At 48.9% G+C, this 15,573-nt stretch carries 14 protein-coding genes, 1 other RNA gene and 1 pseudogene; 9 read left to right on the top strand and 7 right to left on the bottom strand.

The features are described from left to right. The 6 genes from lpxA (at position 1) to tilS (ending at position 8,345) form a co-directional block, all read left to right on the top strand. Positions 1–771, top strand: coding sequence for an acyl-ACP--UDP-N-acetylglucosamine O-acyltransferase (lpxA, locus tag J3B89_RS05115; RefSeq protein WP_215396443.1), 771 nt, complete (start codon positions 1–3; stop codon positions 769–771). Then, positions 771–1,934, top strand: coding sequence for a lipid-A-disaccharide synthase (gene lpxB / locus J3B89_RS05110; protein ID WP_215396442.1), 1,164 nt, complete (start codon positions 771–773; stop codon positions 1,932–1,934). The genes lpxA and lpxB overlap by 1 nt, the downstream gene beginning before the upstream one ends. Next, positions 1,915–2,511 (top strand): ribonuclease HII, encoded by a 597-nt coding sequence (gene rnhB, locus J3B89_RS05105; protein ID WP_215396441.1) that lies wholly within the window; start codon positions 1,915–1,917, stop codon positions 2,509–2,511. Before lpxB ends, rnhB begins: the two co-directional genes overlap by 20 nt. Next, positions 2,508–5,978, top strand: coding sequence for a DNA polymerase III subunit alpha (gene dnaE / locus J3B89_RS05100; protein ID WP_215396440.1), 3,471 nt, complete (start codon positions 2,508–2,510; stop codon positions 5,976–5,978). Before rnhB ends, dnaE begins: the two co-directional genes overlap by 4 nt. A gap of 17 nt (positions 5,979–5,995) precedes the next feature. After that, a complete protein-coding gene (gene accA / locus J3B89_RS05095) occupies positions 5,996–6,952 on the top strand; it encodes an acetyl-CoA carboxylase carboxyl transferase subunit alpha (protein ID WP_215396439.1) in 957 nt (318 codons plus the stop codon). A gap of 94 nt (positions 6,953–7,046) precedes the next feature. Beyond that, the gene (gene tilS, locus J3B89_RS05090) at positions 7,047–8,345 is read left to right on the top strand and encodes a tRNA lysidine(34) synthetase TilS (protein WP_215396438.1); all 1,299 of its coding nucleotides are present in this window, start codon (positions 7,047–7,049) and stop codon (positions 8,343–8,345) included. On the opposite strand, the gene J3B89_RS05085 is transcribed toward tilS, so the two are convergent. After that, a complete protein-coding gene (locus J3B89_RS05085) occupies positions 8,342–9,244 on the bottom strand; it encodes a GGDEF domain-containing protein (RefSeq protein ID WP_215396437.1) in 903 nt (300 codons plus the stop codon). The genes tilS and J3B89_RS05085 overlap by 4 nt on opposite strands. Positions 9,245–9,376: 132 nt before the next feature. Next, complete coding sequence (locus tag J3B89_RS05080) at positions 9,377–10,525, bottom strand: patatin-like phospholipase family protein (protein ID WP_251372257.1); 1,149 nt, start codon at positions 10,523–10,525, stop codon at positions 9,377–9,379. Positions 10,526–10,591: 66 nt separating this feature from the next. Here J3B89_RS05080 and J3B89_RS05075 point away from each other — a divergent pair, with 66 nt between their 5' ends. Together J3B89_RS05075 and ffs are read left to right on the top strand one after the other, a co-directional pair. Continuing rightward, positions 10,592–11,494 carry a DUF3014 domain-containing protein gene (locus J3B89_RS05075; protein WP_215396435.1) on the top strand — a complete coding sequence of 301 codons (903 nt, stop codon included), beginning with the start codon at positions 10,592–10,594 and terminating at the stop codon, positions 11,492–11,494. A gap of 88 nt (positions 11,495–11,582) precedes the next feature. Further along, an RNA gene (gene ffs, locus J3B89_RS05070) (signal recognition particle sRNA small type) lies at positions 11,583–11,679 on the top strand. A gap of 29 nt (positions 11,680–11,708) precedes the next feature. Here the strand turns inward: ffs and J3B89_RS21360 are convergent. Next, positions 11,709–11,834 (bottom strand): annotated as a pseudogene (locus tag J3B89_RS21360) (DUF2496 domain-containing protein); the annotation flags it as partial. Beyond that, entirely contained in the window at positions 11,831–12,091 is a 261-nt protein-coding gene (locus J3B89_RS05060) for a late competence development ComFB family protein (RefSeq protein WP_215396434.1), read from the bottom strand. The gene J3B89_RS05060 and the pseudogene J3B89_RS21360, both read right to left, overlap by 4 nt. A gap of 126 nt (positions 12,092–12,217) precedes the next feature. Between J3B89_RS05060 and J3B89_RS05055 the strand changes: the two genes are divergently transcribed. Continuing rightward, positions 12,218–13,315, top strand: coding sequence for a tryptophan 2,3-dioxygenase family protein (locus tag J3B89_RS05055; protein ID WP_215396433.1), 1,098 nt, complete (start codon positions 12,218–12,220; stop codon positions 13,313–13,315). Here the strand turns inward: J3B89_RS05055 and J3B89_RS05050 are convergent. From J3B89_RS05050 to J3B89_RS05040, 3 genes are read right to left on the bottom strand one after another with little or no spacing between them, the layout of a single operon-like run. Further along, positions 13,286–14,242 carry a histone deacetylase family protein gene (locus J3B89_RS05050; RefSeq protein ID WP_251372256.1) on the bottom strand — a complete coding sequence of 319 codons (957 nt, stop codon included), beginning with the start codon at positions 14,240–14,242 and terminating at the stop codon, positions 13,286–13,288. The two genes, J3B89_RS05055 and J3B89_RS05050, sit on opposite strands and share 30 nt — an antisense overlap. A gap of 4 nt (positions 14,243–14,246) precedes the next feature. Then, the gene (gene priC / locus J3B89_RS05045; RefSeq protein WP_215396432.1) at positions 14,247–14,783 is read right to left on the bottom strand and encodes a primosomal replication protein PriC; all 537 of its coding nucleotides are present in this window, start codon (positions 14,781–14,783) and stop codon (positions 14,247–14,249) included. Next, complete coding sequence (locus J3B89_RS05040; RefSeq protein WP_215396431.1) at positions 14,784–15,566, bottom strand: sulfite exporter TauE/SafE family protein; 783 nt, start codon at positions 15,564–15,566, stop codon at positions 14,784–14,786. It abuts the gene before it with no gap. Positions 15,567–15,573 lie beyond the last annotated feature (7 nt).

Genomic DNA, 15,573 nt, shown 5'->3' with positions numbered 1-15,573 from the left:
GTGATCCATCCAACTGCTGTAATTGAAGCCAGTGCTAAGCTTGGTAATAACGTTAAAGTTGGCCCATTTTGTTATATCGGCCACAACGTTGTGCTTGGAGATGACTGCATACTCGAATCGCATGTAGCGATTCGAGGCCCCAGTACGATCGGTAAGGGTAATCACTTTTTTCAGTTTGCCAGTATTGGTGAAGCGTGTCAGGACAAAAAGTATAAAGGTGAAGCCACCGAACTGATTGTTGGTGACTACAACGTATTTCGTGAAGGCTGCTCTGTACACCGTGGCACGATACAGGATCAGGGTAAAACCATTATTGGTAACCATAACCTGTTTATGAACACTACACATATTGCCCACGACTGCGTGATAGGTAACCACACCATTTTTGCCAGTGGTGCTCAGGCGGCTGGCCATGTGCATGTTGGCGATTGGGCTATTTTAGGCGGTATGACCGGCGTGCATCAGTTTGTACACATCGGTGCGCACAGTTTTTGTGGTGGCGGTTCTATTGTATTAAAAGATGTCCCTCCGTACCTGATGGTACACGGTGCTCCGTGCGTGCCTGGCGGTATTAATACCGAAGGTTTAAAACGCCGTGGCTACAGCAGCGAAGCTTTATTGGAAATACGCCGGGCCTATAAAGAAGTGTACCGCAAAGGCCAGACAGTAGCGGAAGCTCTGGCAGCACTGCAGGATAAAGCCGCACAAGTGCCGGAGTTAAAACTGTTTACCGACTTTATCGCCAATGCCAGCCGGGGCATAGTACGCTAATGCCCGTTGCTGATAAGCCATTAAAAATCGCCATTATCGCCGGGGAACACTCCGGCGATATTTTAGGTGCCGATCTGATCAGTGCGCTTAAAGCTATACACCCGGATGCGGTGTTTTACGGTATTGGCGGGCCGCGTATGCAGGCACTGGGTTTTAATGCGTTGTTTGATATGGAAGAGCTGGCGGTAATGGGCATTGTTGAGGTGCTTGGCCGTTTACCACGTTTACTGCAGGTTAAACGCGAAATTCTTGCTGCTCTGCTGGCTGACAAACCCGATGTATTTGTTGGCATCGACGCGCCCGATTTTAATTTACCGGTTGAGCTTAAGCTCAAACAAGCGGGTATTAAAACTGTGCATTATGTTAGCCCGTCGGTTTGGGCGTGGCGGCATAAACGTATTTTTAAAATTGCTGCTGCTACCAATATGGTATTGTCCTTGCTGCCATTTGAAAAAGCCTTTTACGATAAATACCAGGTACCCTGTACTTTTGTCGGCCACACTATGGCCGACACGATGCCGCTGGACGTTGATAAAGCCGCCGCAAAAGCCGCATTGGGGTTACAGCCGGATAAGCTGGTACTGGCAATTATGCCAGGCAGCCGAACCAACGAAATTAAACTGCTGGCGGGTGATTTCCTGCAAGCTGCGCTACTGCTACAACAACAGTTCCCTGATATACAGTTTGTTACCAATATGGTTACATCGGCAAAGGCCGCGCAGTTTAATGCCATTAAACAGCAGATAGCGCCAGAGCTGAACATCACTGGATTTACCGGCCAGGCCCGTCAGGTATTGCTGGCGTCTGATGCAACTTTTATTACTTCGGGTACTGCCACGCTTGAAGCTATGTTAGCCAAGTGCCTGATGGTGGTATCGTACCGTGCTAACTGGCTTACTTACCAGCTTGGTAAGCGGTTGGTGAAACTGTCGCATTTTAGTTTACCCAATTTGCTGGCTGGCCGTGGTATGGTAACGGAACTATTGCAGCACCAGGTTACGCCGCAGGCTCTGGTTAATGCCATGGTACCTTTGCTAAGCTCAGAGCGTTCAGCCTTGTTGCAACAGTACCGGGTTATTCATCAAAGCATCAAATGCAATGCCAGCGTCAAAGCGGCAGAAGCCATTTTACAGGTAGCAGATAATGTTGTACCAACGACCTGACGTACAACTGATTTGCGGTGTGGATGAAGTTGGCCGCGGCCCGTTAATTGGTGCTGTGGTAACTGCTGCAGTTGTGTTAGACCCCAATAAACCCATAGCCGGGCTGACCGACTCAAAAAAATTGTCTGAAAAGCGCCGCACCGAACTGGCTGAACTCATTAAGCAAAATGCTTTGTGCTGGGCGCTTGGCCGGGCTGAGCCTGCTGAAATTGATCAACTGAATATATTGCACGCTACTATGCTGGCAATGCGCCGTGCCGTGGCTGCGCTGAGTATTAAACCTGAATGGGTGCTGGTAGATGGCAATCGCACCACAGATTTTGGCGTGCCCGCCAGTGCAGTAGTTAAGGGTGATTTACTGGTACCGGAGATCAGCGCTGCTTCTATTTTAGCTAAAGTGGCGCGTGATACTGAAATGCACACCTTACATCAGGCGTACCCGCATTACGGCTTTGATGCGCACAAAGGTTACCCCACAGCAGCCCATCTGGCAGCTATTAGTGCGCATGGAGTATTAAGCGAGCACCGGCGTAGTTTTAAACCGGTGCGGTTGGTTCTGGAGCAACAGGGGTTATGAGTTCTCCGGCATTTGTCCATCTGCGTGTACACAGCGATTTTTCCATGATCGACGGTGTCGCCAAAGTTAAGCCCATCGTTAAAGCGGCACAGAAGCTGGCAATGCCAGCACTGGCGCTGACAGATCAAATGAATTTTTGTGGTCAGGTGCGGTTTTACAGCACAGCACATGAAGCGGGTATTAAACCCATTATCGGCGTTGATTGCTGGGTTCGGCATCCGTTATTTGGCAGTGAAAGCAGCCGTATGCTACTGCTGGCGGCAGATAACACCGGTTATCAGAACCTCAGCCAATTGATTTCCAAAGCCTACCTGCGTGGCCATATTGATGGCAAACCACAAATTGAACATGACTGGCTGGCTGAATTTGCCCAGGGTGTAATTATTTTATCCGGTGCTAAAGATGGCCTGGTTGGTAAAGCACTGTTAAAAGAAAATGGCCAAAGCCTGAGCCAGCTACTGCAGTTTTATCAGCAGTATTTTCCGCAGCGGTTTTATCTGGAAATTATCCGCACCGGGCGGGCTGATGAAGAGTTGTATATTCAAAAAGCCGTGACATTAGCAGAGCAGCACGATTTACCGCTGGTAGCCACTAATGAAGTGGTGTTTTTGCAACCGGAGGATTTTGCCGCTCACGAGATCCGGGTTGCTATCCACGATGGCTTTACGCTGGACGACAAACGCCGGCCTAAACTGTATTCAGAGCAGCAATACCTGAAGTCTGAGCCGGAAATGCAGCAACTGTTTGCTGATTTACCGGAAGCGCTGCAAAACTCTGTTGAGATTGCCAAACGTTGTAACGTCACGATCCGCCTTGGGGAATATTTCCTGCCGGCGTTTCCTACCGGTGGTATGACCGACGCCGATTTTCTGGTAATGAAATCGCGCGAAGGTCTGGAAGAACGTTTGCTACAGTTATTCCCTGACGCCAGTGAGCGTTCGCAAAAACGTGCCGAATACGATGAGCGTTTGCAAATAGAGCTGGACGTTATTAACCAGATGGGCTTTCCGGGGTACTTCCTGGTGGTAATGGAGTTTATCCAGTGGAGTAAAGACAATGATATTCCGGTAGGGCCCGGGCGCGGCTCAGGTGCCGGTTCATTAGTGGCTTATGCACTGAAAATTACTGATTTAGACCCGCTGGAATTTGATCTGCTGTTCGAGCGTTTTTTAAACCCCGAGCGGGTGTCAATGCCTGACTTCGACGTTGACTTTTGCATGGACAGGCGCGACGAAGTTATTGAGCATGTGGCCGACATGTATGGCCGCGAGGCGGTATCGCAAATTATTACCTTTGGCACCATGGCGGCCAAGGCTGTAATACGCGATGTTGGCCGGGTGCTTGGCCATCCCTATGGTTTTGTTGATCGCATCTCTAAGCTTATTCCGCCCACACCCGGTATGACACTGGAGCAGGCGTTTAAAGAAGAACCACGCTTACCAGAGCTGTACGAGCAGGATCAGGAGGTTAAAGACCTGATTGATATGGCGCGACAGCTTGAAGGTGTAACCCGTAATGCCGGTAAACACGCCGGTGGTGTGGTAATAGCACCAACTAAAATTACCGATTTTTCCCCACTGTACTGCGATGATGAAGGCAATAACCCGGTTACCCAGTTTGATAAAAACGATGTTGAATATGCCGGCCTGGTAAAATTCGATTTCTTAGGTCTGCGCACGCTTACTATTTTGCAGTGGGCCGTGAATATGGCTAACGCGCGGTTAAAGAAAGAAGGCCGCGACGCAATAGACATCAATACTATTCCGCTGGTAGACAAACGAAGTTTTGATCTATTACAAAAAGCCGATACCACGGCGGTATTCCAGCTTGAATCGCGTGGCATGAAAGACTTAATCCGCCGCCTGCAGCCAGACTGCTTTGAAGATATGATAGCCCTGGTAGCATTATTCAGGCCGGGGCCGCTGCAGTCAGGCATGGTAGATAACTTTATCGACCGTAAGCGGGGGCGCGAAGCAATATCTTACCCTGATGCAACCTGGCAGCACGAATCGTTAAAACCTATTCTGGAACCAACCTACGGCATTATCCTGTATCAGGAGCAGGTAATGCAGATAGCTCAGGTGTTATCGGGTTACTCGCTCGGTGGCGCCGACTTATTACGCCGGGCTATGGGTAAGAAAAAGCCCGAGGAGATGGCTAAACAGCGTGATACCTTTCAGGAAGGTGCGGCAAAAAATGGCATTGACCCTGAGCTGGCAATTAAGATCTTCGATCTGGTAGAGAAATTTGCCGGTTACGGCTTTAACAAATCACACTCAGCTGCTTATGCGCTGGTATCATACCAAACGTTGTGGATGAAAGCGCACTACCCGGCCGAGTTTATGGCTGCGGTCATGTCGGCCGATATGGACAACACCGACAAAATAGTGACGCTGGTAGATGAATGCGAGCGTATGAAATTAAAGCTTATTCCGCCTGATGTTAACACCGGGGTGTATAAGTTTACCGTGAATGAGCAAGGCCATATTGTTTATGGCATAGGCGCCATTAAAGGTGTGGGTGAAGGCCCGATAGAAGCGATTCTTGAAGCGCGTAACAAACATGGCAGCTTTAGCGACTTATTTGATTTTTGCGCCAAGGTTGATCTGAAAAAGCTAAACCGGCGCGTTATAGAAAAGCTAATTTTATCCGGTGCTATGGACCGTTTAGGCCCGCACCGTGCTGCGTTGTCTGCCACGCTGGAAGAAGCTATGAAAGCTGCAGAGCAGCACGCCAAAGCACAGGCTGTAGGGCAGGACGATTTATTTGGTTTGTTAAGCCCCGAACCGGAACACGCTGCCGCGGCGTTTAAACAGGTAGAGCCCTGGGCAGATGAAGTTTGGCTGGAGGGCGAGCGTGAAACCTTAGGCTTATATTTAACCGGCCATCCGATAAACCGTTATCTGGAAGAAATTCCGCGCTATATTAATTGCCGGTTGGTGGAACTGCAGCCAACCAGGAAAGATCAAAGTGTTACCGTTGCCGGCTTAGTCGTATCAGTGCGGGTGATGATCAACAAAAAAGGCCGGCGCTGGGCTATAGTCACGCTGGATGACAAATCAGCCAGGCTGGATGTGCGGTTTTTCCCTGATTTACTGGAAAACTTCGAACAACAGCTACAAAAAGACCGGATCCTGGTAATAACGGGACAGGTCAGCTTTGATGATTTTAACGGTGGCCTTACAATGACCGGCCGCGATGTCAGCGAGATCACTCAGGTAAGGGAAAAATCTCTGAGATCGTTGAATATCACTGTACAATCGGCACAAATAGACCACAATTACCTGCAAAGATTGCAGCAGGTACTGGGTGAGTTTAAAGCAGGTACGGTGCCGGTTAAACTCCGCTATCAACGCCAGGAAGGCGAGGTGATGTTACAGCTTGGAACACAATGGTGGATAACGCCAGCCGACGCTTTGTTGCACCAGTTAAAGCAATTGGCGACAATAGAACTGGAATTTAATTAATTAGGTAGTGACAGTCGATGATGCTGAATTATTTAGAGTTTGAGCAACCTATTGCTGAACTTGAAGCAAAAATAGACGAATTACGTAACGTCAGCCGCAATGGTGACTACGATTTGGGTTTAGAAGAAGAGATCAACAAACTAAAAGAAAAAAGCCAGGGGCTGACGAAAAAGATCTTTTCCGAGCTGGGTGCATGGCAGGTTGCTCAGTTGGCGCGTCATCCGCTTAGGCCTTATACACTGGATTATATTCAGCATATTTTTACCGATTTTGATGATTTAGCCGGTGACCGCACTTTTGCCAATGATCAGGCTATTGTTGGCGGTACTGCACGCCTTGGCGATATTCCGGTGATGGTGATTGGTCACCAAAAGGGCCGTGATACCCGTGAGAAGATCAAACGCAATTTTGGTATGCCACGTCCGGAAGGTTACCGTAAAGCACTACGCTTAATGGAAATGGCAGAGCGGTTCAAAATGCCGATTGTTACCTTTATTGACACACCGGGCGCGTATCCCGGGATCGGTGCTGAAGAGCGTGGCCAGTCTGAAGCCATCGCCCGTAATTTAAAGGTAATGGCAGGGCTTAAAGTACCGGTAATTTGCACCGTGATCGGTGAGGGCGGCTCCGGTGGTGCTTTGGCAATTGGTGTGGGTGATAAAGTGAATATGCTGCAGTACAGCACTTATTCGGTTATTTCGCCGGAAGGCTGTGCCTCAATATTGTGGAAAAGTGCTGAAAAAGCGCCGCTGGCGGCTGATGCTATGGGTATTACCGCCGAGCGGATTAAAGAGCTGAAGCTGATTGACGAAGTGTTACCTGAACCTTTGGGTGGCGCGCACCGTGCACCGGATCAGATGGCACAAACCTTGAAACAGGCATTGCTGCGCGATTTACAGAAACTGCAGCAAATGAGCAGCAAAGAATTGTTAGACGTTCGCTACAAACGTCTGATGTCTTACGGTTACTGCTAGACTGTAATTTGCAGCTGATAAGCCAGTGCCTCTGCACTGGCTTTTTGTTTTGTGTTAGCCTTAGCCTCTTTTATGCAACCGGTTATTGTTGCCGATGTCAGATCTTAGCCCCGATAGTTTACTTCAGACTTTGCAACTGCAGCCGGACAGTCATCTGGTACTGGCACTCAGTGGCGGGCTGGATTCCATGGTGTTGCTGGATTTATTGGCCACCGCCCGGCAACTACAGCCATTTGCACTACAGGCTGTTTATATTAATCATGGTATAAGTGCTTTTGCCGCTCAGTGGGGAGATTTCTGTGCCAGGCAGTGTGCTGAGCGGGGGGTAGCATTTGTGCAGCGTAATGTCGTGTTAACCGGCCGCGACAACCTTGAGTTAAAAGCCCGTACAGCACGTTATCAGGCGCTGGCCGAGTTTATCCGTTCAGATAAACACCTGTTGCTAACGGCACATCACAGTGATGATCAACTGGAAAGCCTGATATTAGCTTTAAAACGCGGCTCAGGGCCGGCTGGCTTAAGTGGCATAGCCGCACGATGCAATTTTGCAGCCGGAGCATTATGCCGGCCTTTGTTACCGTTCAGCCGCACCGAACTTACGGCTTATGCCTCACAACAGCAACTGAGCTGGGTTAATGATGACAGCAACGACGATACCCGTTTTGAGCGTAACTTTATCCGTCGGCATATAACACCGGTACTGTTGCAGCGCTGGCCGCAATTTAGTGCTACTGCACGGCGTAGTATGCAGCATCTGGCAGATTTGCAGCAGCTGGCTGATTATTACACCATACAGGCAGCAGAGCGTTGTGTACGTAGCAATACCTTGCTCCTGGCAGAACTGGCAAAACTGATACCATTGCAGCAGGATTTAGTGATCCGCCATTGGCTAAAAAGTTATGCGCTAAACCCGGAAACCCAGTGGCTTACCACACTAAAACAGCAGGTTATTGCTGCGCGTAGCGATGCGACCCCAGTGTTGGTATGCGGTAACTATCAATTACGCCGTTTTGCCGGCAAGCTTTATCTGCTGACAGATGCACAGGTCGCGGTACAGGAGCAAAGTTTAAACTGGCAGGGCGAACCAAAACTGCAGTTGCCCTGTGGTAGCAAGTTGTATTTTACTGCGCAGCAACAGGCTGATGCATTGCCGTTGGCAGCAATGTCTGCGCAGATTGTATTTGGCCGGTTAAGCTTGCGTTTTAAACCTGCCGGCAGTGCTATGAGCAAACCGTTAAAGCAGTGGTTTAAGTTGTGGCAGGTGCCGCCATGGCAGCGGCTGCAGGTGCCGCTGTTGTTGGTTAACGGTGAACTGGTTGCCGTAGCAGGTTTCTCTTCCAGCGCTGAGCCGCAGCAGGCAAAGTGCTGGGTAAGCTGGCAAAAGCAGGATTAGGCCACCCGTACCGTGCTTTTACCCGCCTCTTTGGCTGAATACAAAGCGTTGTCAGCAGCAGTAAACAATTGCTTGCTGCTTTGCTCCGGCGCGCTAAGTAGAGCCAGGCCAGCGCTGGCACTGACCTCATATTGTTTGCATAAATGATGCTGATTTATTGCACGCAGTAGCCTTCGGGCAACCAACTCGGCGCAGTTAGCATCCTGTGCTGATAAAATCACTGCAAATTCATCCCCGCCGAAGCGGAATAGGCTGTCTGTTGCGCGCAAGGTATCACGCAGACAATCCGCCACAGCTAACAATACGTCGTCGCCCGCGCTGTGGCCGGCAACGTCATTAACCTGTTTAAAGTTATCTAAATCCAGTAACAATAAAGCGCAAGGCTCAGCATGGCGCTTAGCCAGTTGTACGGCTTTATCAAAACTGTCATCAAAAAAGCGCCGGTTGCCAAGACCGGTTAATGTGTCTTTTAACGCCATTTGCTGCAACCGGCAAACAACCAGAGCATTTCGCAGCGCAAACAGCCATTCGCTTTCAAGCAGTAGCAGCTCACGTTGAATCATAGGAGTAAACGCTTGCTCACTCTGGTAAATCAGTTCGGCCAGGCATTGCTGGTTTAACACCAACACACTGCGATGCTCAATATCAGCAGGCCGTGACCCCATGGCCTCAAAATCACCAACAGCGGTTTTCAGCTTTAATGCTGATACCGGCAAAACTTTGCCTACTGCCATAGAAATAATATTCAGCTGCTGCTGAATATCCAGCGTGGTTTGCAGTTGGCTGATCAGGCTTTGTTCAGCGCATTCTGCCAGCTCTGGCCAGTGCTGTAATTTGGTCATAGCTGCGTAGCTGGGGGCGTTACTTAGCGCAACCTCGTGTACTAACAGGTATTCCATTTGAGGATCCGTTGATGCTTTTTTTCTAATAAAGCAAATAACAGGCCAGAATTATTATAGTAATAATTATCAGTATGATAGCAAAGTTGCTAAACCAGGTTGTGGCACATATGCCAAAGCTTTGACAGCTAATTAGCCGTTGTCATCGGCAAGAAACTGCAAAATAGTATCCATTTGGGCTGTGGCATCTTCATAGCCCAGAGTAATGAGCCGGCGGGTATAGCGCTGTTCAAACAATAAATAGCTGGCCAGGCTGGAGTCTGAATGCTGGCGAATGCCGGTCATACGTAAAATGATACGTACCGCCATCGGCAAAGATAAAAAATGCTCGCTGGCAATCTGGCTAAAGTTCTGGCTGGGGTTGATAAACAGGCTTTGTACCGGCTTAAGATCAGTTTTTATGCCGTGCTGTTGCATGGTCTGAATAGTGTTATTAACCCGCTGCATACGTTCAAGATCTGAGTTTAAACTGTCGGTGAACACAGTATCAAGCAAATGCCCGGCAATGGTTGCCAGCCCCGGATGATGCATCATTCGCTGGTTGTGATCATTTTTACGCGGATCGGCCACGCCGATAATCAGTATTTTATCTGCACCAAGGTGGATAGGGGCGCTAAGCGGTGCCAGCTGATTTACCGAACCGTCACCAAAATACTGCTGATGAATACGTACCGACGGAAATACCAGCGGAATTGCCGCCGAAGCCATTAAATGATGTACACCAAGCAAAGTACGCTGGCCACAGCGCTTAGCACGGCGCCATTCCTGCGCCTGATCTGACTGAAAAAACGTGATGGAGTCGCCATTGTTATAACATGACGCGGTAACGGAAACGCTGGACAGATAACCGCCCATAATGTTGCGGTCAATCCGCTTTAGATCCAGCACTTTGGTCAGCATTTGCCGTAGTGGTTTATTGTCAAACAAGCTGACAGCAGTTTTATTGGCATAGTCGGCCTGAAATGCGCTGAAAATACCGCGTAGTATTTGCCGGAATACTCTGGGGTAGTCAGAGTAATACACCTGATCAGTATGAAAGTTACGCCAAATCCATTCCAGTTTTTTAACACCAAGATGAAAGCACGAAGCATAACATGCCATGGCGGCACCATTCATGGCTCCGGCCGATGTGCCACTGATGATTTGAAACGGTAATTTGCTGCTACGCGGGTACTGCTGTGCAATCGCTTTTAGCACCCCGACCTGATAAGCCGCCCGGGCACCGCCGCCGGTTAATAATAATGCCGTCTTTTTGGCGGCTTTTACATCGTGTTCAGACATAACAGAAGTTGAACTTTTTCCAGACAACAGGCTCATTGCTTAGTATATTGCTGGAATCGTTAAAGAATGCAACGCTTAATCGCGTTACACCGTCAGATCGCTACCGAGGTTGTTATGGCAGAACAAAAACCGAACAATAATCAGCAGTTATATTACGCAGGCATAGCCGCTATTGTCATAGTGGTACTGATTGCCCTATGGTTGTTGCTGGCCAAAGATGATAAGCCGGAACCGGCAATTAATTTATTGCCACCTGCAATCACTGAACCGGTACCGCCAGTGCCTGAAGCAGACCCTGAGCAGGATACATCAGAACCCGACACGACTGAACCCATACCCGAGCCGGTAACTGAGCCTGAAGTTACAGAGCCTGTAGCAGAGTCTGAGCCCATGTTGCCAGCGCTGGATGAGTCTGATGCTGAGGTTAAACAACGTTTGCTGGCATTAAACTGGCGCTCTGGCCTGGCGGGCCTTTTTGTTACCGAAGAGATGTTGCGTAATTTTGTTGTACAAACCGACAATGTCGCGCAAGGGCAGCTTGCTGCCGGACATCCGTTATTACGGCCGCTGGAGCAAAAATTTGCTCTCGGCGAAGATAGCGCTATGCAACTGGATGAAAGCAGTTTTGCCCGTTACCAGCCATATATTCAGCTGATTGAAAGCGTACCGGCTGAGCAGGTGCTGGCCCTGTTTAACCGCTACGAGCCGTTATTACAGCAGGCTTATGCTGAGCTGGGATACCCCGACGAGTTATTTAAAAACAAGCTGATAGCGGCTATTGATGTACTGCTGGCAACACCAGAGGTAAGTTACCCGCTGGCACTGGAGCGGCCCTCAGTTGTCTATGTGTTTGCTGATCCGGCAATAGAGCAATTGCCAGCGGCGCAAAAACAAATGCTGCGGTTGGGGCCAGATAACCAGCAACGCTTTAAAGCGGTATTACAGCGCTACAAACAATTGCTGCAGTAGCCAATTTTGCCAAAAGCAGGCTTGCAACAACGCCTGCTTTTGCGCATAATGCGCGCCTGTTGAGGATTCAGCAGTTCAATGGTAACCCCATTGGTCCTCTCGCAATACTAGTAAGCGAACCTGGTCAGGTCCGGAAGGAAGCAGCCACAGTTTATGACGTATGTGCCGGGATGTGGCTGGTGGGGTTGCCACCCAAATCCCGCTTTTGTTCAAAATCTTTTTTTACTATTTCTAAGGCTAAAAGCGCGGTACTGGCGTCTATCTGATGTTGCTCCAGCAACATAATTAAATCCACGGCCAGTTGCACATGTGCCGGTGCTTGAGCCAGCTCAGTACTCACGCATTATTGTCCAAAAACTGCCGGGCTCTGGCAACGGCTTCTTTTACCTTCATCCGCATTTCAAAACGCTCGCTTTGTGGCAGATAAAATGCCATATCTACTTCGTAACGGATATAACGTGGCGGCAGCAGGTTTAACGAAATACAACATAAATCGGCCAGATACTCAGTATCTTTCTGCTGATCCAGCCCCAACTCAACAATATGATCCAGGGTCAGTTTTTCATAATAGTTGTGAATATCGTCGTCCAGTTTCATACTTGCCTCAATCTTGTTTACAGTCAGCTCAAGCATAATCAGCTTTGTGGCAAAAGACCACTGAAAGATTGAGTTAGCGCACTTGGCTGCTACAATGCGCGACAGGATCATGACAGAAGAACTGCAATGCAAAAAAATACCATACCCTGCTACTACGGCGATTACCTGCAACTGGACAAAATACTGACAGCCCAAGCGCCGGAAAGCGCTAAATACGCCGTTGAGGCCCACGATGAAACGTTATTTATTATTGTGCATCAGGTTTACGAATTGTGGTTCAAGCAGATTTTGCACGAACTAAAGGCCGTGATGGACGTATTTGCCGGCGAAGAAGTTAAAGATGAACAGCTTACCGGCATAGTGCACAAGTTAAAACGGGTGATCACCATTCAGCAACTGCTAAACCAGCAGATTGGTGTGATTGAAACGATGACACCGCAGGATTTTATGTCATTTCGTGATTATCTGGTGCCGGCATCCGGGTTTCAAAGTATTCAGTTTAAAATGCTGGAAATTGGCCTGGGCCTGAAAAGCGATTTTCGTATCGACTTTGATAAAAACTCGTTTTACAGCCGGTTAAATGAAAAAGACCGCAACTTTTTACAACAACTGGAGCATGAGCCCAGCCTGTTTGAGCGCATAGAAAAATGGCTGGAACGGATGCCGTTTCTTGAACTGGAAAATTTTAGCTTCTGGCAGATGTATCAGCAAGCCACCGACGCTATGCTGGCAGAAGATAAAAGCACTGTTCAGGCAATTGAACAGATTGCTGAACACGAGCGCGAATTGCAGCTGGCCGAAATTGCCCGCACTGCTGAAAAATTTGCAGCTCTGCTGAATAAAGATAAGTATGCGCAATTACAGCAATCCGGCGCTTTCCGGTTAAGCCAGCGGGCGATGTTGTCGGCGCTGTTTATCAGCCTGTATCAGGAAGAGCCGGTTTTTAATCTGCCGTTTCAGTTACTGACCTGTTTAACGGAAATAGACGAGTTGTTGACAATATGGCGCTACAAACATGCCATGATGGTACAACGTATGTTGGGTACCAAAATTGGCACCGGTGGCTCGTCGGGGCATGATTATTTAAAACGCACCACAGAGAAAAACCGTATTTTTACCGATCTGTTTAATATGGCCACCTTTTTGCTGCCGAAATCAGATTTACCGGTGTTGCCTGCTCAGGTAAAACGGCGTTTAGGTTTCTATTTTGCCGGCGAAGTTTGAGCCGTGTAGGGTAAAAGCGGCTTTAAACAGCTGCAGGTGCAGTTGTACCAGCGCATCTACATTGCGCTGGTAACCGCCACCAATTACGGCGGCAACCGGTATATTCTGTTCAACACAGCTTTGCAGTACGAGTAAATCGCGTTGATATAAAGCGCCGGTAGAAATATTCAGCAAGCCAAGCTCATCCTGTTGGTGAATATCTACACCGGCATCGTAAATAACCAAATCCGGCCGGTGCCAGTTAAGTAAGGTTTGCAGGCTTTGCTGTACTGCCTGTAAATAGTCAGTGTCGGAGCAATCTTTTGCCAGCCCTATATCCCAATCTGAAGATTGTTTACGGGATGGGAAGTTTTTTTCACAATGCACAGAGCAACTGATAATACGCGGCTCGTCGGCCAGCAGCAGCGCACTGCCATCGCCCTGATGAACATCTAAATCTACAATCAGTATTTTATCCAGCCCCTGGTGTAACAGCGTTTTAGCCGCAAATACCAGATCATTAAACAAACAAAACCCCGAGCCTTCTGCATAAAAGGCGTGGTGATAGCCGCCACTTAAATGCAGCGCTATACCATTGTTAAGTGCCGTCTGAGCTGTTTGCAGCGTGCCGCCTAACGAATACAACGAACGCTGAAAAAGCTGTTCTGACCACGGAAAGCCTATACGGCGCATAGCTTTGGCCGCAATCGTGCCATCAGCCAGGCTTTGAATATAAGCCGGGCAATGCACTTCTGCCAATTGCTCTGCAGTTACAGGTATTGACCGGGTAAAGGCGTTTTCGGGCAGCCCCATATTCAACAGGTACTGGTATAAAGTGCGGTATTTTGTAATGGGATAACGGTGCCTGTCAGGCAGGTTAAGCTCACTGTAACAAGGGTGGTATAACATAGCTGGGAGCGCACTTAGCATGGGTTTGGCGACTAACATCAGATCAGCTCCGCCGTTCCAAATCCTGAATTTGCCGCTCTATATCTGATAATGCTTTGCGACAGCGGCCTAAACGGGCATGCAAAGCCAAAGTGCGCTGTATGGCCTCTGCTGAGTTTTCCCGGCTGGCCAGGCTAATCATATCCTGCAAGCGGCGCTCAAACTCCTGGGTATCACTGAGTTGCTGGTACAACTGTTGGCTGCTGGCGTTTATTTGTTGCACCACTGCTTTTAATTTGTTTTTAGTGGTGGGCTTGCGGCGGGTATCTACATTGCGAAAAGCTCTGGTTAGTGCTGAGGTTTGTTCGCCCAACCGTTGAACCAGACGTTGTTTAGCCATATTGCTAAGATTGCTTTGCTGTAAGTGGCGTAAATTACGCTGGGCTTCAGCAACGTAGTCTGTCAGCTGTGGTGAGCGGCAACTGAACAGCGCACTATCAAACCAGTTTTGTGGCCGGCCAGCTACCTGTTGCTGATCAATCGTTTCAGCCTGTTGTCGTAGTTGTTGCAACTGATGGTTTAAAGTAGCCAGTAAATCCATTTAGTTACTCCAGGCCTGCCAGGCCAAACGTAAAGCAATTGCAATAACAACGCAGATAAATACCGGCCGGATAAAGCGGCTGCCAAATTTTATAGCAGAATGTGCACCCAGCCAGGCGCCAAGCATTAAACATAAGCCCATAGCAATGCCAAGGGTAAAATTAACATGGCCCAGTGCAATAAAAGCCACCAGCGAAAAACCATTGCTGACAAAATTCATGGTGCGCGCCACGCCGCAGGTTAGCAGCAGGTTGATTTTGTACAGCGCCATAGTAGACACCATCCAGAATGCCCCTGCACCTGGACCGGCAATACCGTCATAAAAACCCAGGGTCAGGCCCTGAGCCCTTTGTTGCCAGAATAACTTAGCGTTTTGTGGCGGCAGCTTTAAAGCATCGTCCGGTTGCATACGGTTAAACAGGGTATAAATGGCCGCCAGCAAAATAAGCAGCGGCAGTATTTTTTCCAGTGCTTCTTTACTGATCATGTCTACAACCAGCGTGCCCAATACTGCACCTATAGCGGTGTAGAATAAACTGCGGCGCCAAAAAACCGGATTAAACAGTTTTTTACGGTAATAGGTCACGGATGCTGTAAAGGAGCCGAAAGTGGCAGCCAGCTTATTGGTGCCCAGCACCACATGCGGAGGCAGGCCCGCAGTAAGCAGGGCCGGTACTGTCAGCAGGCCACCACCGCCGGCAATAGCGTCGATAAAGCCGGCGCTGAATGCCACGGCACAGAGGATCAGTAACACGGAAGGTTCTATAGCTAACTCAGCAAACAAGGTGATG

Origin of the sequence: Rheinheimera oceanensis, from assembly GCF_018831085.1 — a bacterium.
Taxonomy (GTDB): Bacteria; Pseudomonadota; Gammaproteobacteria; order Enterobacterales; family Alteromonadaceae; genus Alishewanella; species Alishewanella oceanensis.
Note: the sequence above shows the minus strand (reverse complement) of the source record. Positions and strands in the feature narration are given on the sequence as shown.

Coding starts and splice junctions, on each gene's coding strand:
- lpxB (WP_215396442.1), top strand. CDS start 771: ATGCCCGTTGCTGATAAGCCATTAAAAATCGCCATTATCGCCGGGGAA.
- rnhB (WP_215396441.1), top strand. CDS start 1,915: ATGTTGTACCAACGACCTGACGTACAACTGATTTGCGGTGTGGATGAA.
- dnaE (WP_215396440.1), top strand. CDS start 2,508: ATGAGTTCTCCGGCATTTGTCCATCTGCGTGTACACAGCGATTTTTCC.
- accA (WP_215396439.1), top strand. CDS start 5,996: ATGATGCTGAATTATTTAGAGTTTGAGCAACCTATTGCTGAACTTGAA.
- tilS (WP_215396438.1), top strand. CDS start 7,047: ATGTCAGATCTTAGCCCCGATAGTTTACTTCAGACTTTGCAACTGCAG.
- J3B89_RS05085 (WP_215396437.1), bottom strand. CDS start 9,244: ATGGAATACCTGTTAGTACACGAGGTTGCGCTAAGTAACGCCCCCAGC.
- J3B89_RS05080 (WP_251372257.1), bottom strand. CDS start 10,525: ATGTCTGAACACGATGTAAAAGCCGCCAAAAAGACGGCATTATTATTA.
- J3B89_RS05075 (WP_215396435.1), top strand. CDS start 10,592: ATGCAACGCTTAATCGCGTTACACCGTCAGATCGCTACCGAGGTTGTT.
- J3B89_RS05060 (WP_215396434.1), bottom strand. CDS start 12,091: ATGAAACTGGACGACGATATTCACAACTATTATGAAAAACTGACCCTG.
- J3B89_RS05055 (WP_215396433.1), top strand. CDS start 12,218: ATGCAAAAAAATACCATACCCTGCTACTACGGCGATTACCTGCAACTG.
- J3B89_RS05050 (WP_251372256.1), bottom strand. CDS start 14,242: ATGTTAGTCGCCAAACCCATGCTAAGTGCGCTCCCAGCTATGTTATAC.
- priC (WP_215396432.1), bottom strand. CDS start 14,783: ATGGATTTACTGGCTACTTTAAACCATCAGTTGCAACAACTACGACAA.